This window comes from Catellatospora sp. KI3 (genome assembly GCF_029948125.1).
Taxonomy (GTDB): domain Bacteria; phylum Actinomycetota; class Actinomycetes; order Mycobacteriales; family Micromonosporaceae; genus Catellatospora.
In genome coordinates this window covers 41781-65905 of the sequence record NZ_JASAMB010000006.1, presented here as the reverse complement: position 1 = coordinate 65905, position 24125 = coordinate 41781, and the positions used below count along the sequence as shown (strand labels likewise).

At 73.5% G+C, this 24125-nt stretch carries 22 protein-coding genes; 7 read left to right on the top strand and 15 right to left on the bottom strand.

The window, feature by feature from the left end; translation table 11 throughout:
- Positions 1-49 precede the first annotated feature (49 nt).
- Positions 50-3109 carry a UvrD-helicase domain-containing protein gene (locus tag QEZ54_RS12085; RefSeq protein WP_281304653.1) on the top strand — a complete coding sequence of 1020 codons (3060 nt, stop codon included), beginning with the start codon at positions 50-52 and terminating at the stop codon, positions 3107-3109.
- A 129-nt stretch (positions 3110-3238) separates the two neighbouring features.
- Positions 3239-3835: a response regulator transcription factor gene (locus QEZ54_RS12080; RefSeq protein ID WP_281304652.1), complete on the top strand. Its 597-nt coding sequence runs from the start codon at positions 3239-3241 to the stop codon at positions 3833-3835.
- Position 3836: 1 nt separating this feature from the next.
- On the opposite strand, the gene QEZ54_RS12075 is transcribed toward QEZ54_RS12080, so the two are convergent.
- From QEZ54_RS12075 to QEZ54_RS12035, 9 genes are all read right to left on the bottom strand, one after another.
- The gene (locus QEZ54_RS12075) at positions 3837-4763 is read right to left on the bottom strand and encodes a type II secretion system F family protein (protein ID WP_281304651.1); all 927 of its coding nucleotides are present in this window, start codon (positions 4761-4763) and stop codon (positions 3837-3839) included.
- 1 nt (position 4764) lies between these two features.
- Positions 4765-6675 (bottom strand): type II secretion system F family protein, encoded by a 1911-nt coding sequence (locus QEZ54_RS12070; protein WP_281304650.1) that lies wholly within the window; start codon positions 6673-6675, stop codon positions 4765-4767.
- Positions 6675-8123 carry a CpaF family protein gene (locus QEZ54_RS12065; protein WP_281304649.1) on the bottom strand — a complete coding sequence of 483 codons (1449 nt, stop codon included), beginning with the start codon at positions 8121-8123 and terminating at the stop codon, positions 6675-6677. Before QEZ54_RS12065 ends, QEZ54_RS12070 begins: the two co-directional genes overlap by 1 nt.
- 5 nt (positions 8124-8128) lie before the next feature.
- Positions 8129-9376, bottom strand: coding sequence for a P-loop NTPase (locus QEZ54_RS12060; protein ID WP_281304648.1), 1248 nt, complete (start codon positions 9374-9376; stop codon positions 8129-8131).
- 6 nt (positions 9377-9382) lie between these two features.
- A complete protein-coding gene (locus QEZ54_RS12055) occupies positions 9383-10147 on the bottom strand; it encodes an RcpC/CpaB family pilus assembly protein (RefSeq protein WP_281304647.1) in 765 nt (254 codons plus the stop codon).
- Between the two features lie 22 nt (positions 10148-10169).
- Positions 10170-11282, bottom strand: a complete 1113-nt coding sequence (locus QEZ54_RS12050) for a TadE/TadG family type IV pilus assembly protein (protein ID WP_281304646.1) — start codon at positions 11280-11282, stop codon at positions 10170-10172.
- On the bottom strand, positions 11270-11668 hold the full coding sequence (locus tag QEZ54_RS12045; RefSeq protein ID WP_281304645.1) for a TadE/TadG family type IV pilus assembly protein: 399 nt from the start codon (positions 11666-11668) through the stop codon (positions 11270-11272). Before QEZ54_RS12045 ends, QEZ54_RS12050 begins: the two co-directional genes overlap by 13 nt.
- 38 nt (positions 11669-11706) lie before the next feature.
- Positions 11707-11895: a Flp family type IVb pilin gene (locus QEZ54_RS12040; protein ID WP_281304644.1), complete on the bottom strand. Its 189-nt coding sequence runs from the start codon at positions 11893-11895 to the stop codon at positions 11707-11709.
- 527 nt (positions 11896-12422) lie between these two features.
- A complete protein-coding gene (locus QEZ54_RS12035) occupies positions 12423-13181 on the bottom strand; it encodes a prepilin peptidase (RefSeq protein ID WP_281304643.1) in 759 nt (252 codons plus the stop codon).
- A 54-nt stretch (positions 13182-13235) separates the two neighbouring features.
- On the opposite strand from QEZ54_RS12035, the gene QEZ54_RS12030 reads away from it, so the two are divergent.
- The 3 genes from QEZ54_RS12030 to QEZ54_RS12020 all read left to right on the top strand — a co-directional run bounded on the left by QEZ54_RS12030 (position 13236) and on the right by QEZ54_RS12020 (position 15960).
- Positions 13236-13772 (top strand): hypothetical protein, encoded by a 537-nt coding sequence (locus tag QEZ54_RS12030; protein ID WP_281304642.1) that lies wholly within the window; start codon positions 13236-13238, stop codon positions 13770-13772.
- A gap of 10 nt (positions 13773-13782) precedes the next feature.
- A complete protein-coding gene (locus QEZ54_RS12025; protein WP_281304641.1) occupies positions 13783-14292 on the top strand; it encodes a DoxX family membrane protein in 510 nt (169 codons plus the stop codon).
- 261 nt (positions 14293-14553) lie between these two features.
- On the top strand, positions 14554-15960 hold the full coding sequence (locus tag QEZ54_RS12020) for a glycosyltransferase 87 family protein (protein ID WP_281304640.1): 1407 nt from the start codon (positions 14554-14556) through the stop codon (positions 15958-15960).
- 227 nt (positions 15961-16187) lie between these two features.
- Here the strand turns inward: QEZ54_RS12020 and QEZ54_RS12015 are convergent, their stop codons facing one another.
- The 3 genes from QEZ54_RS12015 to moaCB are packed head-to-tail and all read right to left on the bottom strand — an operon-like array spanning position 16188 to position 18810.
- On the bottom strand, positions 16188-16613 hold the full coding sequence (locus tag QEZ54_RS12015; protein WP_281304639.1) for a molybdenum cofactor biosynthesis protein MoaE: 426 nt from the start codon (positions 16611-16613) through the stop codon (positions 16188-16190).
- The gene (locus tag QEZ54_RS12010; RefSeq protein WP_281304638.1) at positions 16610-17803 is read right to left on the bottom strand and encodes a molybdopterin molybdotransferase MoeA; all 1194 of its coding nucleotides are present in this window, start codon (positions 17801-17803) and stop codon (positions 16610-16612) included. Before QEZ54_RS12010 ends, QEZ54_RS12015 begins: the two co-directional genes overlap by 4 nt.
- The gene (gene moaCB, locus QEZ54_RS12005; RefSeq protein ID WP_281304888.1) at positions 17800-18810 is read right to left on the bottom strand and encodes a bifunctional molybdenum cofactor biosynthesis protein MoaC/MoaB; all 1011 of its coding nucleotides are present in this window, start codon (positions 18808-18810) and stop codon (positions 17800-17802) included. The genes QEZ54_RS12010 and moaCB overlap by 4 nt, the downstream gene beginning before the upstream one ends.
- Positions 18811-19117: 307 nt before the next feature.
- On the opposite strand from moaCB, the gene QEZ54_RS12000 reads away from it, so the two are divergent.
- Both QEZ54_RS12000 and QEZ54_RS11995 read left to right on the top strand, forming a co-directional pair.
- Complete coding sequence (locus QEZ54_RS12000; RefSeq protein WP_281304637.1) at positions 19118-21643, top strand: bifunctional diguanylate cyclase/phosphodiesterase; 2526 nt, start codon at positions 19118-19120, stop codon at positions 21641-21643.
- The gene (locus QEZ54_RS11995; RefSeq protein WP_281304636.1) at positions 21640-23076 is read left to right on the top strand and encodes a glycosyltransferase 87 family protein; all 1437 of its coding nucleotides are present in this window, start codon (positions 21640-21642) and stop codon (positions 23074-23076) included. The genes QEZ54_RS12000 and QEZ54_RS11995 overlap by 4 nt, the downstream gene beginning before the upstream one ends.
- Here QEZ54_RS11995 and crcB read toward each other — a convergent pair.
- From crcB to QEZ54_RS11980, 3 genes are read right to left on the bottom strand one after another with little or no spacing between them, the layout of a single operon-like run.
- The gene (gene crcB / locus QEZ54_RS11990) at positions 23058-23408 is read right to left on the bottom strand and encodes a fluoride efflux transporter CrcB (protein WP_281304635.1); all 351 of its coding nucleotides are present in this window, start codon (positions 23406-23408) and stop codon (positions 23058-23060) included. The genes QEZ54_RS11995 and crcB overlap by 19 nt on opposite strands.
- Positions 23405-23728 (bottom strand): DUF190 domain-containing protein, encoded by a 324-nt coding sequence (locus tag QEZ54_RS11985; RefSeq protein ID WP_281304634.1) that lies wholly within the window; start codon positions 23726-23728, stop codon positions 23405-23407. Before QEZ54_RS11985 ends, crcB begins: the two co-directional genes overlap by 4 nt.
- Entirely contained in the window at positions 23725-24120 is a 396-nt protein-coding gene (locus QEZ54_RS11980) for a CrcB family protein (protein ID WP_348650535.1), read from the bottom strand. The genes QEZ54_RS11985 and QEZ54_RS11980 overlap by 4 nt, the downstream gene beginning before the upstream one ends.
- Positions 24121-24125: the final 5 nt, after the last annotated feature.

The window sequence follows — 24125 nt, the reverse complement described above, 5'->3', positions numbered from 1 at the left end:
TTAGAACTGTCACGGATGTGCGTGGCGGGTGGGGACGGGGGCAGCGGGCGTGTCAGGATTCCGTGTGCCCCCCGTCTGGACTGCTGATCTGCATATCCACTCGCGGTACTCGCGTGCGTGCAGCAAGGACCTTGAGCTGCCCGTGCTCGCCTGGTGGGCGCGGCGCAAGGGCATCGCGCTGCTGGGCACCGGTGACGTCACCCACCCGGCCTGGTTCGAGCATCTGCGCACCCATCTGCGCGAGGCGGAGCCGGGGCTCTACCGGCTGAACGCCGAGACCGAGCGGGACGTGGCGCAGAAGCTGCCGCCGCGCCTGGCATCAGGGGAACCGGCCCGGTTCATGCTGAGCGTCGAGATCTCCACGATCTACAAGCGGGGCGACCGCACCCGAAAGGTGCATCACCTCATCTACCTGCCCGATCTGGACGCCGCGCAGCGGTTCCGCGAGCGCCTGGGCCGGGTGGGCAATCTGGCCAGCGACGGTCGGCCGATCCTCGGCCTGGACTCCCGCGACCTGCTGGAGATCACACTTGAGGCCAGCCCGGACGCGTACCTGGTGCCCGCGCACATCTGGACGCCCTGGTTCTCCGCACTGGGTTCTAAATCGGGCTTCGACGCCATCGCCGACTGCTACGCCGACCTGGCCGGGCACATCACGGCGGTGGAGACCGGCCTGTCCAGCGACCCGGCGATGAACCACCGGGTGTCCAGCCTGGACGCCTACACGCTGGTGTCCAATTCCGACGCCCACTCGCCGCAGGCCCTGGCCCGCGAGGCGACCCGCTTCGACTGCGCGCTGGACTACTACGCGGTCAAGAACGCCCTGGCCGGGGGCCCGGGCATGGCCGGAACCATCGAGTTCTTCCCGGAAGAGGGCAAGTACCACGGGGACGGGCACCGCGACTGCGGCGTCAACTGGACGCCCGCGCAGTCGCGCGAGACCGGCGGCCTCTGCCCGGTGTGCTCGCGGCCGCTGACCATCGGCGTGCTGGCCCGGGTCGAGGCGCTGGCCGACCGGGCGGAGGGGGTCGCCCCCGCCAACGCCAAGCCGGTGACGCACCTGGTGCAGCTGCCCGAGCTCGTGGGCGAGATCGAGGGCGTCGGCCCGAAGACCCGTACCGTCGAGGGCAGGGTGAATGCCCTGGTCGCGGCCCTGGGCCCGGAGCTGTCGATCCTCACCGAGGTGCCGCTGGACGAGGTCGCGGCGGTCGGGGGCGAGCTGCTCGGCGAGTCGGTGCGCCGCCTGCGCGCCGGTGCCGTGCACCGCGTCCCCGGCTACGACGGGGAGTACGGCGTGATCCGCCTGTTCGAGCCCGACGAGCTGCGCCCACTCAGCGCCGCCCCGGACACCCTGTTCGACCTGCCCGTCGCCGCGGTGCCCGCGCCGCGCAAGCCGAAGGCGGCCGCCCCGGCCAAGCCGGTGGTGCGGCGGACCACGCCGCGCCGCCCGGTCAGCGCGCCGCCGCTGCCGCCGGAGCCGTCGCCGCACGAGCCGTTCGAGCCGATGCTGGCCGGGATGGAGGAGGTCGGCACCGGGCTGCTGGACCGACTCGACGCGATGCAGCGCGTCGCCGCCTCCGCCCCGGGCGGCCCGCTGCTGATCGTGGCCGGTCCGGGCACCGGCAAGACCCGCACGCTGACGCACCGCCTGGCGTACCTGTGCGCCGAGATGAACGTGTACCCGGAGGAGTGCCTGGCGATCACGTTCACCCGCCGGGCCGCCGACGAGCTGCGCCACCGGCTCGCCGGGCTGCTCGGCCCGGTCGCCGACGACGTCACCGTGTCGACGTTCCACGCGCTGGCCCTGGCGGTCCTGCGTGAGCAGGAGCCGAACCTGATGGTGGTCGACGAGCCCGGCTGCCCCGACGGGATCCTGCTGGACGAGCTGGTGCCGCGACTCGTCGCACTGCTGCGGGCGCAGCCGTCGCTGGTCGACAAGCTGCGCGCGCGCTGGCCGTGGGTCTTCGTGGACGAGTACCAGGACGTCGACCCGGACCAGTACGCGCTGCTGCGGCTGCTGGTGCCCAGCGACGGCAACCTGTGCGCGATCGGCGACCCCGACCAGGCGATCTACTCGTTCCGGGGCGCCGACGTCTCGTTCTTCATGGACTTCTCCCGGGACTTCGTGGACGCGCGGGTGGTGCGGCTGACCCGCAACTACCGCTCGGCCGCGCCGATCCTGGCGGCGGCGGTGCAGGCCATCGCGCCGACGTCGCTGGTGCCGGGCCGCCGGCTGGACCCGGCCCGGGTCGACCCGGACGCCCCGCTCATCGGCCGGTACGCCGCCGACAGCCCCGCCGACGAGGCCGGGTTCATCGCGCGCAAGGTCGACGAGCTGGTCGGCGGGGTGTCGCACCGGACCCGGGCCGACACCCGGGGCATGACCGGGGCGACGGTGTCGTTCAACGACATCGCGGTGCTGTACCGCACCGACGCGCAGGCCGCCGTGATCGTCGACGTGCTGTCGCGGGCCGGGGTGCCGGTGCAGAAGCGCTCGCACGACCGGCTGCGCGACCGCGCCGGGGTCAACGCCCTGGTCGCCGAGATGCGCCTGGCCACCGGCCTGAACGGCTCGGTCGCGGCGCGGCTGACGCTGACCGCCAAGGTGCTCATCGAGCGCCCGGCGCTCGGCCGGGCCACGCCCGAGCCGGACGAGGTGTGGTCGGCCGTCGACCTGCTCATGCCGCTGGCCCAGCGGTGCGGCGCGGACCTGGGCCGGTTCCTGGCCGACGTGACCACCGGGGCCGAGGTCGACGCGCTCGACCCGCGGGCCGAGGCGGTGACGCTGCTGACCCTGCACGCGGCCAAGGGGCTGGAGTTCCCGGTGGTGTTCCTGGCCGGCTGCGAGGACGGCCTGCTGCCGCTGCGGATGCCCGGCAGCACCCCGACCGAGGCCGACGTCGCCGAGGAGCGGCGGCTGTTCTTCGTCGGCCTGACCCGCGCGCAGCGCCGGCTGTACGTCAGCCACTCCGCGCGCCGGGCCCGGTTCGGCAGCGAGCGCGACTGCCGGCCGACCCCGTTCCTGCAGTCGATCGACCCCGGGCTGCTCGAGCAGCTCAACGAGCAGGGCCCGCGCCGACCCCGTGACCAGCAGCTGCGCCTGATCTGATCGGCCGCCGCCGGGCGACGAACGGACCGGTTCGTCACCTGAGGGGGTGGCCCGCCTGTCGCGGCAGTGACACCGGACCGCAGTCGGACGCTACGTAGGAAGAGGTAACTCAGCGTCGAGGAGCGGGCGATGTCGATCAAGCTGGTGACGGTGGACCCGGTGACCATGGTCCAGTTCGGATACGCGGCCGCCTGCGCCGCCGACCCCGGCATCGAACTGGTCGGCCAGGCCTCCGGCGAAGTCAGGCTGCGCGAGCTGGTCCGGGGGTACGAGCCGGACGTGGTCACCGTCGACGCGGCGGTCCCCGGCGCGCTGCCGCTCGCCGCCGAGCTGCGGGAGGAGCGGCCCCGGCTCGGCGTGGTGCTCACCGGCCCGGCCGAGGACAGCCTGCTGCTGCGCTCGCTGCAGGCGGGGCTGTCGGCGTACCTGCCGCGCACCGGGCCGGTCGAGCTGCTGATGGCCGCCGTACGCCACGCCGCCGTCGCCCCGGCCTCGTTCACCGCCCCGGACCTGGCCGCCGTGCTGGCCCGGCGCCGCAGCTCGACCCAGCAGCTCAGCCCCCGCGAGGAGGAGATCCTGCGGGAGCTGCACGCCGGGGGCAGCCTGGCCGCGATCGCGCTGCGCATGCGGCTGGCCGAGTCGACGGTCCGCACCTATGTCAGCCGCCTGTACGACAAGCTCGGCGTGCACAGCCGCGAGCAGGCCCTGGCCGCCACCCGGCGCTGAGTCAGCGGCTGAACGCCGCCATCACGTTCAGCACCCCCGGCCCGATCACCACGATGAACAGGGCCGGGAACAGGCACAGCACCAGCGGGAAGATGACCTTCACCGGCAGCTTGCGGGCGGTCTCCTCGGCCCGCTGGCGCCGCTTGACCCGCATCTGCCGCGCCTGCTCGCGCAGCACGCCGGCGATCGGGATGCCCAGCTCGCCCGCCTGGACCAGGGCCAGGCCGATGGTCTTCAGCTCGGTCACGGTCGTCCGGGCGACCAGTGCCCGCAGCGCCTCGGCCCGGCGCTGGCCCATCTGCATCTCCTGCAGCATCCGGGCGAACTCGCGCGCCAGCGGGCCGGGCATGGCCGTGGCCACCTGGGCCAGGGCCGCGTCGAAGCCGAGCCCGGCCTCGACCGACAGCGTGAGCAGGTCCAGCGCGTCGGGCAGCTGGCGGCGGATCAGCTGCTGGCGGCGTACCCCCCGGTCGTAGACGGCCAGGAACGGCGCGGCGAAGCCCAGCGCCGCGCCGAGCAGCACGGCGACGACCATGCCGCCGGGCGACAGCCCGAGCAGCCAGCCCAGCACCGCGCCCGCGAAGGCGAGCACCAGCAGGCCCAGGCCCTGCAGCTCGACGACCCGCTCGGCCGGCCAGCCGGGCGGGTTGCCGGCGTGGTCGAGGCGGCGCTGCATCGCCGCCGCGGCACCGCGGGGGGCGACGGCGCGGCCCAGCGCGGAGAACTGCCGCACGGTCGGGCCGATCCGCTCGGCCAGGCTCTCGTCGGCCGGGGAGGCGCTGCCGGGCGCGTACCGGATGTCGATCGTCTCCAGTGCCCGCGCCACGCCGGACCGGCCGACGCTGCCCGCCAGCAGGGTGACCACCACCAGGCCGATCGCCAGGAAGATCGCTCCGGCGCCGAGGCCGAGGACGAGTCGGTCGCTCATGTCATACCTCGATCTTGACGAGTCGGTTGAGCCAGAACGCGCCTACGACCACCAGGGCCACCCCGATGACGCTCATCATGATCCCGAGCGGCTCGGTGTACAGCGGCCGGATGTACTCGCCGCGGATCAGCAGCATGAACGCGCCCACCCCGACCGGCAGCGCCAGCAGCACCCAGGCGCTGAGCCGGCCCTCGGCCGACAGCGACCGCACCTCCCGGTACAGCTGCTCCCGCTCCCGCATCGACTCGATCGTGTTCGCCAGCACCTCGGCCAGGTTGCCGCCGACCTCCCGCTGCACCCGGACGGCGACCACCGCCCAGGCGAGGTCCTTGCTGCCCATCCGGGTCGCCAGCCGGTCGAGGGCGTCCTCCAGATCGGCCCCGAGCCGGGTCTCGCCCAGCGCCCGGCCGAACTCGGTCGAGATCGGGTCCGGCAGCTCGCGCACCATGGCGTCGATCGCCTGGGCGAGCGAGAAGCCGGACCGCAGCGAACCCACCACCAGCTGCAGCGCGTCGGGCAGCGCGTCGCGGAACGCGTTCATCCGCCCGGCCGACCGGCGCCGGTGGTAGAGCGAGGTCGCGGCCCAGCCGAGGACCGGCCCGAAGAACAGCCCGACCGCCAGGTTCGCCATCAGGGTGAGCAGCATCGCCGCCGTGAAGCAGGCCAGCGCGCGCAGCAGCAGCCACTCGTGCGGCCGCAGCCGCAGCCCGGCCCGGTCCAGCTGGGTCGCGAGCCGACCCTCGGCCTTGGTGGACTTCACCACCTGCGCCGACAGGGCCAGCGCGGCGGCGGTCACCTGGCTCGACCCGTCCGTCGCGGCCTGCGCGGCGCGGCGCTGCGGCGCGACGAACCGGTCCACCTGGGCCAGGCGCCGCCTGCGCTCGGCGGTCGAGAAGACCGGCGAGATCACCAGCAGGGCCAGGCCCAGCAGCCCGAGGAAGACCAGGACCAGCAGCACGAGCAGCCAGGTCCCGCCGGGGGGCGGGGCGGCGACGCCGGTCAGCGGCTCGCTCACGCTGGTGTTCACGGCCAGGTCGAGCGGCAGCTCGGTGACCGCGCCACCGACGGCCACCGCGAGCTTGACGTGCTGGCCCGACAGCGCCGCGGGCACGGTGACCCGGACCAGGACCTGCATGGACAGGGACGAGGAGGCCCGTACGAACGCCTCGGCCAGCGCCTGCGTGTCCGCCGCCTGGTACGCGGTGCCGCCGGTGCCGGTCGCCAGGCCCGCCAGGGCGGCCGCGCCGTCGTCCGGGGTGCGGAACGCGATGGTGTCGACCGCGATCCCGGCCTGGCCGGCGCCTTGCCGGGCCGCGTCGGCGGTGGCGGTCGAGGCGGTGTCGGCGCCGTCAGACAGGGCGACGATCCGCCGGTACGAGAAGCCGCCGCCGGTCAGCGCACCACCGGCGAGCTTGACTCCGTCGTACAGTGCGGTCTCGCCCTTGGCTGCCAGCGCCGCCAGGGCCCGGTCGGCGGCGGACCGGTCCGCAGTGGGCGCCAGCGCGAGCGCGGCGGGGGCACCGGCGGCGACGATGCCGACCTCGACATCGGCGGGCAGGTCCCGCAGGTAGCGGCTGGCCGCCGACCGGGCCGCCCGCAGCGGCGCGCCGTTCATGGAGCCGGACGTGTCCAGCACCAGCACCACCGCCCGGCGCGGCACCCGGTCGTCGCGCCCCGCCGCGAGCTGCTGCACCTGCGCCGCGAGCGGCTGGCCGGCGGCCGTAACCTCGACCCGGTCGAGCCGGGTGCCGGCGGGCAGGCCGCGCGCCGACAGGTAGAACTCCACCAGGCCGGCCTCCTGGCGCAGGCCGGAGAGGGTCAGCTCGCCGCCCGCCGCCCAGGCGGCGTTCGGGCAGATCGCGGCGGCCAGCGCCAGGACGGCGGCCATACCGGCGGTGAGGGCGCGGCGCATCAGGCGCTCCTGCCGAAGACGTCGGGCCGGACCGTGATGTTGTGGTCGGCGAGCTGGTCCAGGAACCTCGGGCGCAGGCCGGTGGAGAGCAGCGCGCCCTGGTGGCGGCCGTACTGGTCGACGCCGGCCCGGAAGTCGAAGGTGAACAGGTCCTGCATGGTGATGACGTCGCCCTCCATCCCGGTCACCTCGGTGATGTGGGTGATCCGACGGGTGCCGTCGCGCAGCCGCGCCAGCTGCACGACCACGTCCACGGCGCTGGCGATCTGCTCGCGGATGGCGCGTACGGGCAGGTCCATGCCGGCCATCAGCACCATCGTCTCCAGGCGGGCCAGCGAGTCGCGGGGCGTGTTGGCGTGCACGGTGGTCAGCGAGCCGTCGTGGCCGGTGTTCATGGCCTGGAGCATGTCCAGGGCCGCCCCGTCGCGGACCTCGCCGACGACGATGCGGTCGGGCCGCATCCGCAGCGCGTTGCGGACCAGGTCCCGGATGGACACCTCGCCGCGGCCCTCGATGTTGGGCGGGCGGTACTCCAGCCGGAGCACGTGCTCCTGGGCCAGCCGCAGCTCGGCCGAGTCCTCGATGGTGATGATCCGCTCGTCGGCGGGCAGGAACGAGGAGACGACGTTGAGCAGCGTCGTCTTGCCGGTGCCGGTGCCGCCGGAGATCAGGATGTCCAGCCGGCCCTGTACGCAGGCCCGCAGCAGCTCGGCGACGCGCTCGCTCATGGTGCCGAACTTGATCAGGTCCTCGACGCCGTACGGGTCGGCGGCGAACTTGCGGACGGTCAGCGCCGCGCCGTCCAGGGCGATCGGCGGCACCACCGCGTTGACCCGGCTCCCGTCGGGCAGGCGCGCGTCGACCATCGGGGACGACTCGTCCACCCGGCGGCCGATCCGCGACACGATCTTGTCGATGACGCGCCGCAGGTGCGCCTCGTCCATGAAGGCGGCCTCGACCGGATGGATGTGGCCGAACCGCTCCACGTAGATCCGGTCCCAGGCGTTCACCATGATCTCGGTGATCTCCGGGTCCCGCAGCAGCGGCTCGATCGGCCCGTGTCCCAGGATCTCGTCGAGGATCTGCCGGTACGCCGTCGCGCGGTCGCCCGCGGTGAGGTTGCCCTCCTCCTTGGCCAGGACCTCGGGCAGCGCCTCGCGGACCCGGCGCTCCAGCTCGACGTCGTCGGCGACGGTGTCGTACAGCTGCGGGCCGAGCTGCTCCAGCAGCGCCTGGTGGGCGCGCTTGCGCACGGCGGCGAGCGGGTCGTAGGCCCGGCGCGTGCTGCGGCGGGCGAACTGGATGCCGCTGACGGGCACCGCGGAGACCGGTGCCGCGTGCCCGGCGGACGCGCCCGACGCCTCGTTCGCGCCGGCGATGCGCTCGGTGAGCACACCGGAGCCGGTGCCGGCGCTGCCGCGCTGGCCCAGCCGATCCTGTAGGGACATCTCGGTCAGCCCTTCTTCCGTGCGAACAGTCCGCGCCGGGCCGGCGCCGCGGTGCCCAGGAAACGGTCGGCGGCCAGCTCGCGGATCGCGGCGCTGACCGGGTGCTGCGGGTGGGACACGGCCAGCGGCACGCCGCGGTTGGCCGACAGCGGCACGTCCCGGCTGCTGGGCACGAAGGCGCCGACCGGCACGCGGAGCACCCGCTCCACGTCGGCCAGGGTCAGCCCGACCTTCGAGTCGGCCCGGTTGAGCACGATCGTGCGGGCCTCGCGGCGGTAGTCGAGCAGCTCGAACATGTCGAGCACCACGCGCAGGTTCTTCAGCGAGGGCAGCTCGGGCGTGCCGACGAGGACGTACTGGTGGGTGGCGTCCAGCGCGGCGAGCATCTGCTCGCTGAAGGCGCTGGCGGTGTCGACCACCACGTAGTCGTAGGCGGCGCGGGCCAGGTGGATCAGCTCGGTGACCAGGTCCCGGGTGACGTCCTCGGCCTGGGCCGGCTGCACCGGCGCGAGCAGCACGTCCACCTGGGTGTCCTTGGCCCCGGCCCACCGGGTGAGCAGCGTGCGCAGGCCGGTCTCGTCGATCCGGTCGGCCACCGGCACCGCGTCGGCGATGGTCCGGTCGGGCGACAGCTGGAGCAGGATCGCCACGTCGCCGAAGGCGAGGTCGAGGTCCATCAGGCACACGCGGCGGGGGCCGCCGGCCTTCGTACCCTGCGCCAGCGCCACCGCGAGGTTCGTCGCGAGCGTGCTCTTGCCGCTGCCGCCCTTGGCGGAGAAGACCGTGATCACCTGCCCGCCCACCGGCTCCTCCGGCGGCGGCCCGGCCTCCTCGCGGGGCGGGTCCGCACCGGCGGGCGGCTCCGGCACCACGACCCGGGGCAGCACCACCGTGTCGTTGTTCTGCCGCTGGGAGAGCTGCTGCGACCGCGCGGCCGCCCGCAGCACGGCCGAATGGTCGCCCGGGTCCACCACGTCGCGCACCCCGGCCTCGATCGCCTCCGCGCGCGCCGGGCCGGACAGGTCGGTACGCAGCAGCAGCACGCCCATCCCGGGTCGGCGGCGGCGGCTCTGCTCGGTGAAGCCGAGGGCCTCCTCGATCGGGGCGCTCGGGCCGAACAGCACCAGGTGCTCGCCCCGGTCGGCGTTGACGCGCGCGATCAGGCCGTCGGCGGAGGTCACCACCACCGCCTCGCCCAGCAGCGTGGCCAGGTGCTGGGCGAGGGCGGGTTCACGCTCGTAGATGATGGTCATGGCAGGTCAGCGCAGCAGGGTTCGGTTGTCCACGCCGACCGCCGGCCGCACCTCGGACGAGTCGGTCAGCAGGGCGAGGTACAGCTCGGCACCGCGTACGGCGTGGATCAGCTTCTCCGCGTCGGCCTGGGTCACCGCCACGGTGACCAGCAGGGTCACCTTGCCGGTCGCCTCGGCCTCGGAGTCGCGCTGCTGGGCCGAGGTCACACCGTCCTCGCCGTACGCGCCGACGGCCAGCACCTCGACCCGGGGCAGCAGCAGCCGCGTGCCGTGGTTCTCCTGGCCGGTGGCCTTCTTGAACGCCTCGTCGATCAGCTCGAAGGTGCCGAAGACGGCGATCTGCGAACCCGGCCGGACGAACCCGCCGACCTCCTCCTCCACGGCCAGCTTGAGGCTGACCGCCATCATCTTGTCCGGCACGGCGATGCCGCCCGACAGCGTCGTCGGGGCGTCGAACATCCCCTTGAGCAGGAGCTGGCGCGGCTGGACGTCGTGGGTGAGAACCAGGTCGTCGAGTTCGGCGGGCAGCGAGGTGAGCGTGTCGTCGGGCAGGCTGCCGGCCGGCATCACCACCTCCTGGAACAGCGTCCGGGACCGGAGCGCCGCGCCGCTGGTCCCGGCGGCGATGCGCTGGGTGGCGACGAGCACGGTCACCGCGGTCTGCCCGTCCGCCACGGAGTTGCGCGTCCGGTTGACGTAGAAGAGCACGGAGGCGGTGCCGAGCACCGCGAGGACGATGGCGAGCACCATGCCGAGAATGCGCCGGGTCATGAGGAATTCCTTGTCGTACGAGTCAGCCGATGGTCTTGACGACAGCGAGCCCCAGGTCGGTGCCCGGGTCCGGTCCCACGTCGCCGGGTAGGAACTCCACATCGACGAAGTAGCCGTAGATGCACTTGTCGGTGCCGCGGCACGGGTCGAAGGACGGGTTCACGTTGGACGCCTCGTGCAGGCCCGGCACCGAGTAGCCGGTGACCACGAAGGCCCCGAGCCGGTAGAGGTGGTACTGCGCGTTCGAGCCCCGGCCGCGCTCGCCGTCGTAGATCGGCAGGGCGATCACCTGGTGCGAGGTGCGCAGGTCCGCGAGCGCGGTCTTGCAGTCCCGCGAGGCCGAGGTGCCGCTGTCGCCGTCGTAGTCGAGGTCGGCGCCGAGCAGGAACCGGCACGGGCCGGCGTCCTCGTCGAGCCAGCCGAACCCGCCGGGCACGTCCCAGCCCGACGGCGGGCCGCCGGTGTAGCAGGTGCGCGCGGCCCCGCCGTGCACTCCGAGCACGACCTCGCGGGTCGCGGACGGGTTCGGCGGCCACGGGGGTGCCGCGACGGTGCCCGCCGCCATGGCGCACTCGTACTCGTTGCGCGAGATCGTCACGGCCAGGCCGCCCTTGGGCGGGCCGTACGCGACCCGCGCACAGGCGCCGACGGTCGTGCCCGCGCCGACCCCGGTCAGGGTCTGCGCGAAGGTGAACGGCAGCACGTAGTCGTCGGCCGCCACCTCGGTCCGGGTGCGCACCTGCACGTAGTCGCCCGACGCCGGCGCGCTGCCGATGCAGTCGACCAGTCCGCCCGAGTCGGGCAGGGTGCAGCGCGACAGCCGTCCGCCGGCGTCGCGGCCGCACAGCTCCAGGATGCTGGAGCGCCCGTCCTTGGCGTTGGCGTCGGAGATCAGCTCGGCGCCGGTGCGCGCGGTCGAGCCGCAGGCGGTCCGGTGCCGGGCGCAGTCGAGCGCGACCTTCATCGCCGCGGCGTCGGCGCCGGACTGCAGCTCCTCGCGCTCGGCGTAGATCTGGCCCACGTCCACGACCAGCGCGGACATGCCGAGCAGCACGCCCCCGGCCAGGACGATCGCGACGATGGTCGACACGCCGCCCGCGTCGCGGCGGCGGCCGCGCGGGTTCAGGCCCGGCATGGCATGACCCCCGTGCCGCGCACTGTCAGGCCGGTGCCGTACCCGCCGCCGCCGAAGATCCCGGCCAGCGCCCCGACCGGGGTGGCCCAGTCGTACCGGTAGGTCACCGTGATCACGGCGGTGTCGCCCGGGCTCGGATCGGCGCCGCACGCGCTGACGACGCTGGTGCTGTACGCGCTGTCCACCTGGGCGACCCGGGCGGCGGCGGCACCGCCGCGCGTGTCGACCGTGGCGGCCCGGGCCCCCTCCCGAGCCGCCTCGGTGACACCTATCTGCGCCTTCAGCAGCAGCCCGAAGTCGAGGATGCCGAACAGGACGAGCAGCAGCAGCGGCAGCAGGAACGCCATCTCCACCGCGGCCGCGCCGCGGTCACGCCCGCTGTTCATCGTTCGCCTCGCTTCCAGATCCGCAGGGGTGGGGCAGGTCAGCAGGCCGAACCCTTGAGCCGGTCGCAGACGGTCTGGAAGCCGTCCTTGACCTCGCCGCCCAGGGTGTAGACGAGGCCGACGATGACGGCGGCGATGAGCGCGACGATGAGGCCGTACTCGACGGCGGTGGCGCCGCGGTCGCGGGTGGCCCAGGCGGCCTGTGCCTTGGTGATGAGCTTGAGCATGTGCGGAAGCACCCCCAGATACGGCCGGCGCACGTTCCTGCGACCGGTCCATGGCAGTCGCCGGCCGAGCGGCCGACGTCAGGGAGCCTGCCCACGCGAGGCACCCGCCGTCACTAGACGGTCACGTCGGGCTCCGACCGCGATCTACGTCACGCCGTGCTGTGACGGTCCGCCCTCGATGTGTGATCGGCTCGATTCGCCCTCTGCGCAAACGACGCGGCGGCCGTGACACGACCTCAAATGATCGGGCGATGCGTTAAAAACGCAATTAATGGCAATTCGGATATATCGCCTCAGGCGGGTCCGGTGGGTTTCCCGCGCGAATGCTCCGGCGCGAACAGCGAGTCGCTTTCACGACAGCGGTCCGCCAGACGGACAGGTCTATGACCTGCCCGGATGATCCGCAACCCGGGCGGGTGACCCGCGACGTCAACGCTCAAGATCGACTACTGGCCGGGCGGCGGCCGGGATCGTCGCGATCGACGCCCACCTCAGCGTCGACAGTTGAAGATCAACAGATTTCCGGGTCAGCTGTTGAAGATCACCGGGGCGGCGGCGGTGAGCACGATCGCGAGCCAGGCCCCGGCGAGCAGGGCCGGACCCATCGGCAGCGAACCGCGCCAGCCGACCCTGCGCATGATCAGCAGGACGATCGCGGCCAGCCCGTTGACCAGCACCCCGAGCACCGCGCCAGCCAGTACCAGCGGCCAGCCGTACCAGCCGAGCAGCAGGCCGAGCACCCCGGCGAGCTTGGCGTCGCCGAGCCCGAGTTGCCCCCCGGACACCACGCTGAGCAGCCCGAAGCCCAGCAGCAGCGCCACCCCGGCCAGGCAGGCCGTGCCGTACGCCGCCCAGTCGCCGCCGGTCGCCGCACCGATGCCGAGCAGCACCAGCACCGCCACCGCGAGCGGCGCCGTGATCGCATCCGGCAGCCGGTGCACCGCGAGGTCGATCGCGGCCAGCAGCACGCCGGCGACGCTGACCACCAGCGCGGCGGCGAGCGCCCAGCCGTGCAGGCTCGCCCCGAGCCCGGCCGCCGCGACAGCCCCCACCGGCACCGTCCACCACGGGCTCGGCCCGGTCGCGGCACCGCAGGAAGGGCAGCGGGCGGCCAGGCTCAGCCAGCCCGCCCGGCCGGGTGCGAACGCGGCCCCGCAGGCACCGCAGCCGGTGCGCCGGGGCTCGTCCCAGGCGACCGCCAGCCGGTAGGCGAGCCGCGGCGTCGCCGCCCCGCAGACGGCACCTGCGGCGGCTGAGATCAGCGTGACGGTGGAATCGAGGGGCATGGCGGGCACGGTACCTTGGCAGGCACCCCTCTTTCGTCCTTCGCGGAGCTTGGTTTGTACACCCACGACGACCCCGCGGCGCGTTCTCGGCACACCCCGGCCCACCGCCGCACCGGCGGCGAGCCGGACGACGAGACACCGGCGGTCCACCGCATCACCGAGATGCTGCCCCTCGTACAGGCGCCGCCGCGGCCCAGGATGGGCGGGCGCGGTCCGACGATCATCGGGCTGGCCCTGCTCGGCGTCTGCGTGATCGCCTTCGCCGCCGTGCTGATCGCGCTGCGGGTGCTGCCGGACCCGTTCGAGTCGGCCACCGAGCCGCTGCCGGTGGCCACGGTGACCCCGTCGGCCGCGCCGCGCACCGCGCGGTTCGCGCAGCCGGGCGACTGCGTCGCCAACATCGGCACCGAAGAGGACCCGGACCTGGTGATGTCCCCCTGCGAGCCGGGAGCGCTGCAGATCCTGGCGCGTTTCGACGCGACGAGCGACACCCGCGAGTGCCGGGACGTGCAGGGATACCGGTACCACTACTTCTTCGACAGCGAGCTGGCTGGTTTGGATTTCGTCCTTTGCATGGGTAAACGCCCCTGATAATGGGGATATGAAACCAGTGCGAGGGGTCGCGCGCGCCCTGCTCGGCGGGATCTTCGCCGCCGCCGGCGCGCACGCGCTGCTTAGGCCCGAGCGGTACGCCGAACAGGCCGCGCCATTGGCGGAGCAGGTCGCCCCGCTGCTGGAGCGCGTCGATCCGCGCCTGCCCTCGGAGGCGAGGTCGCTGGTCCGCGTCAACGGCGCGGCCCAGCTGCTGGGCGGTGTGCTGCTGGCCACCGGCACCGCGCCCCGCCCCGCGGCGGCGCTGCTGGCCGGGACGCTCATCCCGGCGACCGTGGTCAACCACCCGTTCTGGCTGGCCAAGGACTCGCATCAGCGCAGCACCGAGCTGGTGCAGTTCGCGAAGAACCTGGGCCTGCTCGGCGGCCTGCTGCTGGCCGCCGCCGACACGGCCGGATCACCGAGCCTCGGCTGGCGGGCGAACCGGGCCATTCACGACGCACAGAAGTCGATCCGGAAGGCGCAGAAGAAGGCCGTCGGCCAGCTGCATCCAAACTGAGACCTTCGGGCGCGTTTCCCCGCCCCCGTCCGGGTAGTTGCCCCCTGTGAAAGGCGTGTCGGTGCTGCTCGCAGCGTTGATGTGACGCCAATCACTCGAACTACGCACCACACGTTAACCAGCTGGAAATGTCGCAAAGGCGTGTGGGATCGGACACGGTCGGGTAACACGGGAGGTACTGGAGTGCCGCGCCGTTCTAGGCTGCTCAGCAGACACGAACGGGAGACAGAACCCCGGGACCTTGAAGGAGGTGGCGACGCCATGCCGTCATTCGGCGTGCGCAGTCTGCCCCGCCTCACCGAGCGCCACCGCAATCTCCGTGACCGGCGACCCCTGCGCTGGGACCGCTGGACCCTCGTCCGCGTCGGCATCGTCGCCGCCGTCTGCTACGTCGCCTGGGCGACCGAGCAGAACTTCGGACGGTGGTACGACTTCTTCGATATGAAGATCTATCACGGCGCGGTGGAGTGGTGGGCCGGCGGCGGCGAGCTGTACGACTACATCGCACCGAACACGACGCTCGGGTTCACGTACCCGCCCTTCGCCGCGGTGCTGATGCTGCCCATGGCGGCCGTCGGCACCACCGCCGCCGGATGGATCAACATCGGCATCGGCGTGCTCGCCCTCGGCCTCGTGCTGACGGTGCTGCTGGTCCCGGTCGCCGACCGGTGCGGCTGGTCGCGCTGGCTGACCGTGGCGATCGCGCTGCCGCTGTTCGCCGCCATCGAGCCGGTGCGCGAGACGCTCGGCTTCGGCCAGGTCAACCTGATCCTGTTCGCGCTGATCATGGCGGACATGGTCGCGCTGCGGCGGGGCTGGCGCTGGGCGGGCGTGGGCATCGGCATCGCCACCGCGATCAAGCTGACCCCGGCCCTGTTCATCGTCCACTTCCTGGTCAGCAGGCAGTGGCGGGCCGCGCTCACCGCGACGGGCGCCACCCTCGCGGCGACCGCCGCGGCGTACCTGGTGGTGCCGCACGAGTCGACCATGTACTTCGGCAGCGTCATCTGGCAGACCGAGCGCGTCGGCGTCGCGGACATGACCCCCAACCAGTCCCTGGCCGGCCTCCTGTCCCGCCTGTACGACACCGCCACCGCGCCCAGCCTGCTGTGGATCGCGTTCACGCTGGTGCTGCTCGCGGTCGGCCTGTCCCGGGCCACCGCCGCGCACACCGAGGGCGACGAGCTGACCGCGTTCACGCTGGTCGGCCTCACCGCCAACGTGATCAGCCCGATCTCGTGGTCGCACCACCTGGTCTGGATCGTCCCGGCCGTCATCGCGCTGGGCGACCAGGCGCTGCGCCGCCGCGCCGCCAGCCGGGGCCTGCTCGCCCGCGCCCGGGTCACCCCCGGCCTGCGCGAGCCGATCTGGTTCCCGTGGCTGACCGGTGCCCGGCACGCGGCCGCCGCGATCGCGCTCTACCTGCTGTTCCTGATCTCACCGATCTGGCCGTACGAGCACCAGCTCCCGGCGGTCTCGCACTACGCCGACGGCCTGTTCGGCATGCTGGCCGAGAACTCGCTGGCGATCGCGCTGATCGTGCTGGTGGCGGCGCTGCCGTCACGGCCGGGCGCCGAGCCCGCCTTCGGGCACGTGGCGGTCCGCATCCCGCAGACCCGCCAGGCCACGCCCCTCCCGACCCGCGAGACGGCCACCGCCGCGCGCTGATCGGACTCGTCCCGCCCCGCGCTCCACGCGAACCGCGCCCCATCCGGGGCGCGGTTCGCTCGTTCTACCCGTCGGAGCGGGCCACACCCCGTCAGGGCGGGCCACAGTTTCAGGGAAACTGCACGAATCTTGGGCCCCCATCCAGCACTTTCCCCGAAACTGCAGGAACCCCCCGCGCCCGTGCGGCCCCGCGCCGCGCGACCCGGCCCGGCGCCGCCTGGCGCGGCCTACGGGCAGTTGACCCACTCGTCCGTGCCGTCCGCGAAGAGCTGGTGCTTCCACATCGGTAGGCGCTGCTTGACCAGGTCCACCAGGCGGGCGCAGGCGTTGAAGGCGGCCGCCCGGTGGGCCGTGGCGACCGCGGCGGCCAGGGCCACGTCGCCGACGGCCAGGGGGCCGTACCGGTGGGAGACGGCGACGGCGTAGACGTCGGGGTCGGCGGCCAGTTCCTCGGCCACCTCCCGCAGCACGGCCTCGGCGCTGGGGTGGGCCTCGTACGTCAGGGACGTGACCGGCCGGGCATGGTCGTGGTCGCGTACCACTCCGGCGAAGCTGACGACCGCGCCGGCCCGGGGGTCGGCGACGGCGGCCTCGTGCGCGGTGACGTCCAGCGGCTCGGTGGTGACGGCGAGCAGCGCGATCCGGGCGGTCACGGGATGACCACGAGGTCGACGGTGTCGCCGGGGCGGCCGCTGGCGCCGGGCGGGATGACCGCGAAGCCCTGTGCCCCGGCGAGCCCGCGCAGCATCGCCGAGCCGACGTGGGGCACCGGCCGGGCGAGCCCGTCCACGGGGTCGATCCGTACCAGTGCCAGGTGGGTGTAGTCGCCCCGGCCGGGCACGGCCTCGCCGAGGGTGACCTGCGGCAGGGCCGGTTCGGGGCGGCCGGTCAGGCCCGCGAGCAGCGGCACGACCAGCGATACGAGTGCGACGACCGCGGACTGGGGGTTGCCGGGCAGCCCGGCCACGAAGCGGGTGCGGTCCTCGTGCCGCAGCGCCGCGACCAGCATTGGGAACCCGGGCCGGACCGCGACGGTGTTGACGACGTACTGCGCGCCGAGTTCGGCCAGGGCGGGGTGCAGGTGGTCGACCGGCCCGTGCATGGTGCCGCCGGTGGTGCAGATCAGGTCGGCGCCGTCGTCCAGGGCGGACCGCAGCGCCTCGACGTGCGCGGCGAGCGTGTCCTTGATCGGCCCGGTGGCGGGTTCGCAGTGCGCCCCGAGCCGTCGCAGGTACGCCGGGATCGACGGGCCGAGCGCGTCGCGGACCCGGCCGTCGCCGGGCAGGCCCTCGGTGAGCAGTTCGTCGCCGAAGACCAGCACGGCGGCGCGCGGCGCGGGCCGGACGGCGAGCCGGTCGTGCCCGCACGAGGCGGCCAGGCCGATGACGCCGGGGGTGACCGGCGTCCCGGCGGGCAGCAGCGCCTCGCCGGCGTGGGCCTCCTCGCCGGGCAGCCGCCATTCGCGCTCGCTCTTGGGGGTGCCGTCGACCAGGTCGCCGCTGCGGGTGGCGTGCTCGACCCGCAGGATCGCCTCGGTCCCGGCGGGCACCATCGCCCCGGTCGCGATCTCCACGGCCGAGCCGTCGGCGGTGAGCGGCTCGGGGACCCCTCCGGCCAGCACCCGGCCGCCGACCCGCCACGGGCCGCGGCCGCGCAGCGCGAAGCCGTCGATGCTGGAGGTGGGGAAGGCGGGCAGGTCGGTGCCGGGCGCCAGTGGTGCGGCCAGGGTGAGCCCGTCGGCGTCGAGCAGCGGCACGGTGACGGACTGCCGCTGTGCCTTCCAACCCGCGGCGTGTACGTCACTGCGGGCCGCGGTCCACTCGCGGGGCGGCGATACGGTCATGGCTTCGACCCTAGTCCTGTGTCGGCGGCGGGCGGTGTCCCGTGGTCGGTGCCGCGCAGCTGCTCGATCGCGTGCGGCAGCACCTTGGCCAGGACGGCCAGGCCGTCGCGGACGCCGCCGGTGGAGCCGGGCAGGTTGACGACGAGGGTGCGCCCGGCCACGCCCGCGATCCCGCGCGACAGCGCCGCGAGCGGGGTGGCCCCGGCGGCGCGGATGGCGTCGGCGATGCCGGCCACCTCGTAGTCGATCAGGGTGCGGGTGACCTCGGGGGTGCGGTCGGTGGGGCTGATGCCGGTGCCGCCGGTGGTGACGATCGCGTCGGGCCGGGCGGCCAGGGCTTCGCGCAGGGCCTGCCGGACGGGTTCGCCGTCGGGCACCACGGTCACGCCGCTGACCTCGCAGCCCATGGCGCGCAGGCCGTCGGCGAGCAGCGGGCCGCCGGTGTCGGGGTAGACGCCGGTCGCGGCCCGGGTCGAGGCGACCACCACGTGGACGCGCGGTGTCCCGGTGTTTGGGACGGCAGTGGCCGGGGAAGGCTGCTGCGTGCTGTCGCGTACCCAGAGCCCGGTCTTGCCGCCCTCCTTGCGGAGCACGCGGACCTGCTCGATGCTGGCCGCCGGATCGACCGCCTTAATCATGTCGATCAGTGCCAGCCCGGCGGTCGCGACGCAGGTCAACGCCTCCATCTCCACCCCGGTACGGTCTGCGGTACGCACCGTCGCGGTTATTTCGACGCCGTCTGTCGCGAGGGACAGGTCGACAGTGACACCGTGGACGGCGATGGGATGGCACAGCGGTATGAGTTCCGGAGTGCGCTTCGCCGCCATGATCCCGGCCAGCCGGGCCACGCCGAGCGCATCGCCCTTCGGCACGCCCGCTCCCGCCAGCAGTTCCAGGACCGCGGCCGTGGTGCGCACCCGGCCTGCCGCGATCGCGCTACGCACCGTGATCTCTTTGCCCGCGACGTCGACCATCCGCGCGGCCCCGGATGCGTCCACATGAGTCAGTTGAGGTGAGGTTCCGGACGTGGGTAGTTCTGTCACGACTAGAGCCTAGTTGCCAACCAGGCGAACACTGTCGGTGAACACGACGAGTAAGCGACCCACCACGAATCGTGATAAATCGCCATACTTGTTTGAATTACGAACCTACCAGTTGAAAGCGACCGCGCAGAAACTACGCTCTCCAGCAGAGGTTGGCAAGCAGACAGCCCGAGCGGAGGAGACGGAAAATGCGCAGTCACGAGTGGCAGTGAAAATCGCTTAGGCTGTCGGCACTCACGACCATCTGTCTCCTGACGGAAGAGGTCAGCACGTGGCCGACCAGACGAACACCTCGCAGCAGACCGATCGGCAGCTCAGACTGCTAGTCGGTCTAGTTGCGTCTCTGGGGGCGGTCGTCTTCCTCGCCTCCCTGGGCTTCGCGCTCACCGACCCGGTGGACAGCGGCCTGGCACTGCGGGCCGGCGCCCTCGCGCTGCTCGTGATGCTGGCGACGCTCACCAAGGTGCAGGTGCGCATCCGGTCCAACCACCACAACGTGCACTGGGCCGACGCCGCGCTCCTGGTCGCCGCCGCCCTGCTGCCGTTGCCCTGGGCGGTGCTGGCCGCCCTCGTCGGATCGACCGCCGCCCGGGCCGTGAACCGGGTGCTCCAGCCGATGCAGTTCGTCTTCGCGGTCGCGAAGGAGACCGTCATCTGCGGCATCGCCGCCGCGGTGCTGTCGATCGCGCCGAGCGCGGCACAGGACCCGGTGCAGCACCTCGGCATGCTCGCGCTGGCCTACCTGGCCGCTCAGGTGGCCGACGACGTCATCGCACTGCCGGTCATCGCGCTGGCCACCCAGACCAGCCTGCGCGACCGGTTCCTGGCCGACCCGGACCTGCGCTGGGGCTCGGCCATGGTGCGCTTCGCGGTCGCGGTGCTCACACTCGTCGTGCTGCAGCAGGAACCGAAGCTGCTCATCGTCATTCCGGTGATCGTCCTCAGCCTCCACCTCACGCACCGGGGCCGGGTGCGGGCCCGAGCCGAGCGCAAGGCGTGGCAGCAGCTCGCCGAGGCGACCGACGCGCTCAACGCCGTGCACCTGGACGAAGTGCTGCGCAAGGCGGTGCGCAACGCGGCCACGCTGTTCTCCGCCGACACCGTCGAGGTCGAGATCCGGCTGCCCGGCCTGGCGCAGCTGGTCAGCGGGACCCACTCCGAACTGCTCTACCAGGGCATGCCCACGCATGTGCCACCTGATCCGACCCGGACCGCGATCGTGCCGCTGGGCGGCGACGGCGACGGCGAGCGGGTCGGCGAGCTGCGGCTGTGCTTCCAGCGGCCGGTGCCGCTGTCCGAGCGCGAGCAGCTCACCCTGCGCGCCTTCGCGGGCGCGCTGAGCACCTCCGTTCGCAACGCGACCTCGTTCGTACAGCTCGAACAGCTCGCCGGCCAGCACGCGCACGACGCCACCCACGACCCGCTGACCGGCCTGCCCAACCGGCGGCGGCTGCGCGACGAGGTCACCCTGGCGCTGGACATGCGGGGCGACCGGCGCGGCGTGACCGCGCTGATGGTGCTGGACCTAAACCACTTCAAGGAGATCAACGACGCGCTCGGGCACGGTGCGGGCGACCAGGTGCTGGTCACAGTCGCCAAGCGGCTGGAGGAGGCGGCCGGCACCGACGCGCTCGTGTCCCGCCTGGGCGGGGACGAGTTCGCCGTGCTGTACCGCTCGGTGCCGACCCCCGCGCTGGCCCAGCACCGGGCCGAGACGCTGCTCCAGGTGCTGCAGGAGCCGGTCGAGATCGACGGCATGCCGATGGTCGTGTCGGCCGGCGCCGGCGTGGCCACCGCCCCGACCACGGGCGGCTTCGTCGAGCTGCTGCGCCGCGCCGACATCGCGATGTACCAGGCCAAGCGCACCGGCCGCACGGTCGCGGCGTACGCGCCGGACCGCGACACGGCCGACCGCGCCAAGCTGGTCGTGGGCGGCATGCTGCCGCGCGCGGTGGCCGAGCGCGAGTTCACCCTGGAGTTCCAGCCCATCGTCGACCTGGCCAGCGGCGCCACCATCGGCGCCGAGGCGCTGGCCCGCTGGCAGCACCCCGACCGGGGCCGGGTCGAGCCGCGCAGCTTCCTCGAGCCGATCGAGCGCTCCGGGCTGCTCACCGCCTTCACCGACGCGGTGCTCGACCAGGCGCTGGCCGGGGCCGCCCGGTGGCGCGCGGCCGGGTGCACCTGGCCCGTGGCGGTCAACATCTCCCCGCGCAGCCTGCTCGACCGGCGCCTGCCCGCGCTGGTCGCCACCCGCCTCGACGACCACGGCCTGCCCGGCGACGCCCTCATGCTCGAGCTGACCGAGTCGCACAACCTCAGCCCGCTGGACGTCGTCGACCAGGTGCTCGCCGAGCTGACCGAACTCGGCTGCGAACTGGCCCTGGACGACTTCGGCACCGGCTACTCCTCGCTGTCGGTGCTGGCCCGCATCCAGGCCCGCGAACTGAAGATCGACCGCTCGTTCACGGTCCAGATGGAGAACAGCGCCAACTCCGCCGCCGTGGTCCGCTCCACCGTCGAGCTGGCCAACCACCTCGACCTGCTGGTCGTCGCCGAGGGCATCGAGACCGAGAGCCAGCGGCAGACGCTGTGGAAACTCGGCTGCACCGCCGGGCAGGGGCACCTGTTCGCCAAGCCGATGCCGCTGCCCGCACTGCTCGAACTGATCGAGTCCGGCAAGATCACACAGCTGGCCGAGCCGCTGCACCGGCCAGGTGCGGTGGTGCAGCTGCCGCAGAAGCGGCGCAGCCCCGGGCGTGGCACCGGCACCGGACGGGTGTCAGACTCCACGGCGTGACCAGCGCACCCCGCCGACCCGTCCGCGAACTCTGGCGCCGGGTCGACCGGGCCGCCGACGGCCTCGCCGCCGACCTCGGCCTATACGCCCTGAGCACCCTGTTCGCCGGGTTCACCGCCGCCGGGTCGACCCTGGCGCCGCACCGGGCCTGGGGGACGGTCGCGGTCTGGGGCTACGCCGCCGCCACCGCCGCCGCCGTGGTCCAGCTGCTCCTCCGGTACGCGCGCAAGCACCCGCACCCGGCCCGCGGCACCGGACCGGCCGCCCGGGCCGCCGTCACCGCCGCCACCTGGCTGGCCGTGACGCTCCTGCCGCTGCTGCTGCAGGCCGCCGCACGGGCCGGGGGAGCGACCGACCGGGCCCAGGAGGAGGTCCTCGTCGTCGAGGACTCCGCCCGGCGGCTGCTCGACACGGGCACCCCCTACCTCGGCCGGGCCGCGATCGCACTGCTGCCCGAGCCGCTGCTCGGCTACACCCCGTACCAACCCGGCATGGCCGTCTTCGGCCTGCCCCGCGCCCTGTTCGGCAGCGCCGCCTGGACCGACGCCCGGGTCTGGTTCGCCCTCGCCACCGCCGCCTGCCTGCTGCTCGCCGCCCACCTCCTCCGCCTACCCGCCGCCGCACCCGAGCACCCCAGGCAAGGAAGGGCCCCTTCTTATCGCTTTACGACGAAGAAGGGACCCTTCCAAACCACGCTCGATCGTTCGGCGGGCGATGCCGGTCGTGTCGCCCAGGACAGCCTGCTGGTACGGGCGGTGCAGGCGGCCACGGTGCTGCCGCTGTGCGCGCTGACCCTGGCCACGGGCGGCGACGACCTGCCCGTGCTCGCGCTGTGCCTGCTCGCGCTGGCGCTCGCCGCGCGGCGCCGGTTCGGCTGGGCGGGCGTGGCCATCGGCGCCGCCGCCGCGATGAAACTGCTCGCCTGGCCGGTCGTGGTGGTGCTCGGCGCCTACGCGCTGATCCGCCGCCACGGTGTCCGGTACACGGCCGGCGCCGTGGGCCTGCCGCTGCTCGCCATGCTGCCCCCGCTGCTGGTCGAACCGGCCGCCTTCCTCGAGAACGTGATCCGCTTCCCCACCGGCCACGGCCTGGTCACCAGCCCCGCCGCCTCACCGCTGCTGGGCCGCCTGCTCGCCGAGCACGTCCCCGCCGGCCGCACCCTCGCCCTGGCCCTGCTCGCCCTCACCGCCGTGACCATCGCCGCCTGGCTGCTCCGCCACCCGCCCCGCACCACCGCGACCGTCGCCACCCTCTGCGCCGTAGGCCTCCTGGCCGCCATCGTCCTGATGCCCGCCACCCGCTTCGGCTACCTCCTCTACCCCACCGCCCTAGCCCTCTGGACCACCCCCCTCCTACACGTCGATCATGAACTTAAGGAGGTGTTCGACGGCGTGTCCCCACCCCGGCGCCGTGATCAACTAAAGAGCGCGTAGCCGCCCGCCGCGGCGAGCAGGCCGAGGGTGACGCTGACGGCGGCGTTGAGGACGGCGTACGCCTTGGCGCCGGACTCGGCGAGCTTGAGGGTCTCGTAGCCGAAGGTGGAGTACGTGGTCAGGGCGCCGCAGAAGCCGGTGCCCAGCAGGGCCGCCAGGTCGCTGCGGGCCGCGCCCCCGGCGAGCGCGCCGAGCAGGAACGAGCCGACCACGTTCACCGCCAGCGTCCCCCAGGGGAACACCGAGTCGTGGCGCGCCTGCACCGCCCGGTCGGCCAGGTACCGCAGCGGCGCCCCCACCGCCGCCCCGAGCGCCACCAGCAGCACCGTCACGGCACCGCCCCCAGGTCGACCAGCTCCACCGGCTCCAGCGTCACCAGCCCGGCGACGCCGAGCACGGCCAGCTGCGGCAGGAACGCCCGCACCTTGTCGGCCGCGTCCACGATCACCACGAACATGGGCAGCTCCGCCGAGAGCGACAGCAGCCGGTCGGTATGGATCCGCGCCGACCGGCCGTACCCCTCCACCCCGCGCAGCACCGTCGCGCCCGCCAGCCCGGCCCGGTGCGCCCGGTGCACGATCTCGGTGTAGAGCGGCCGGTGCTCGGACCGGTCGTCCTCGCCGACCACCACCGTCAGCCGAAGCGCGTTCACCGTCGCACCACCCATCGCGTCAGCACCGTCCCGCCGTACACCGCGAGCAGCGCCGACACGAGCGTGCCGGCCAGGTAGGCCAGCGCCGTGCCGGCCGCCCCGGCGTGCAGCAGCCGCACGATGTCGACGGTATACGTGGAGAAGGTGGTGAACCCGCCCAGCACGCCGGTGCCCAGGAACGGCCGCAGCAGCCGCCGCCCCGGATAGACCTGCGTGACCAGTACCATCAGCGCGCCGATGAGTCCGCACCCGAGCACGTTGACCGCGAACACGGTCCACGGGAACCCGCCCGGCGGCTGCGGGAGCGCGACCCCCAGCCCGTAGCGGGCGAGCGCGCCGAGCACACCGCCGGCGGAGATCACGCCGAGCACGTCCCACTGTCCGCGCCGCATGCCGG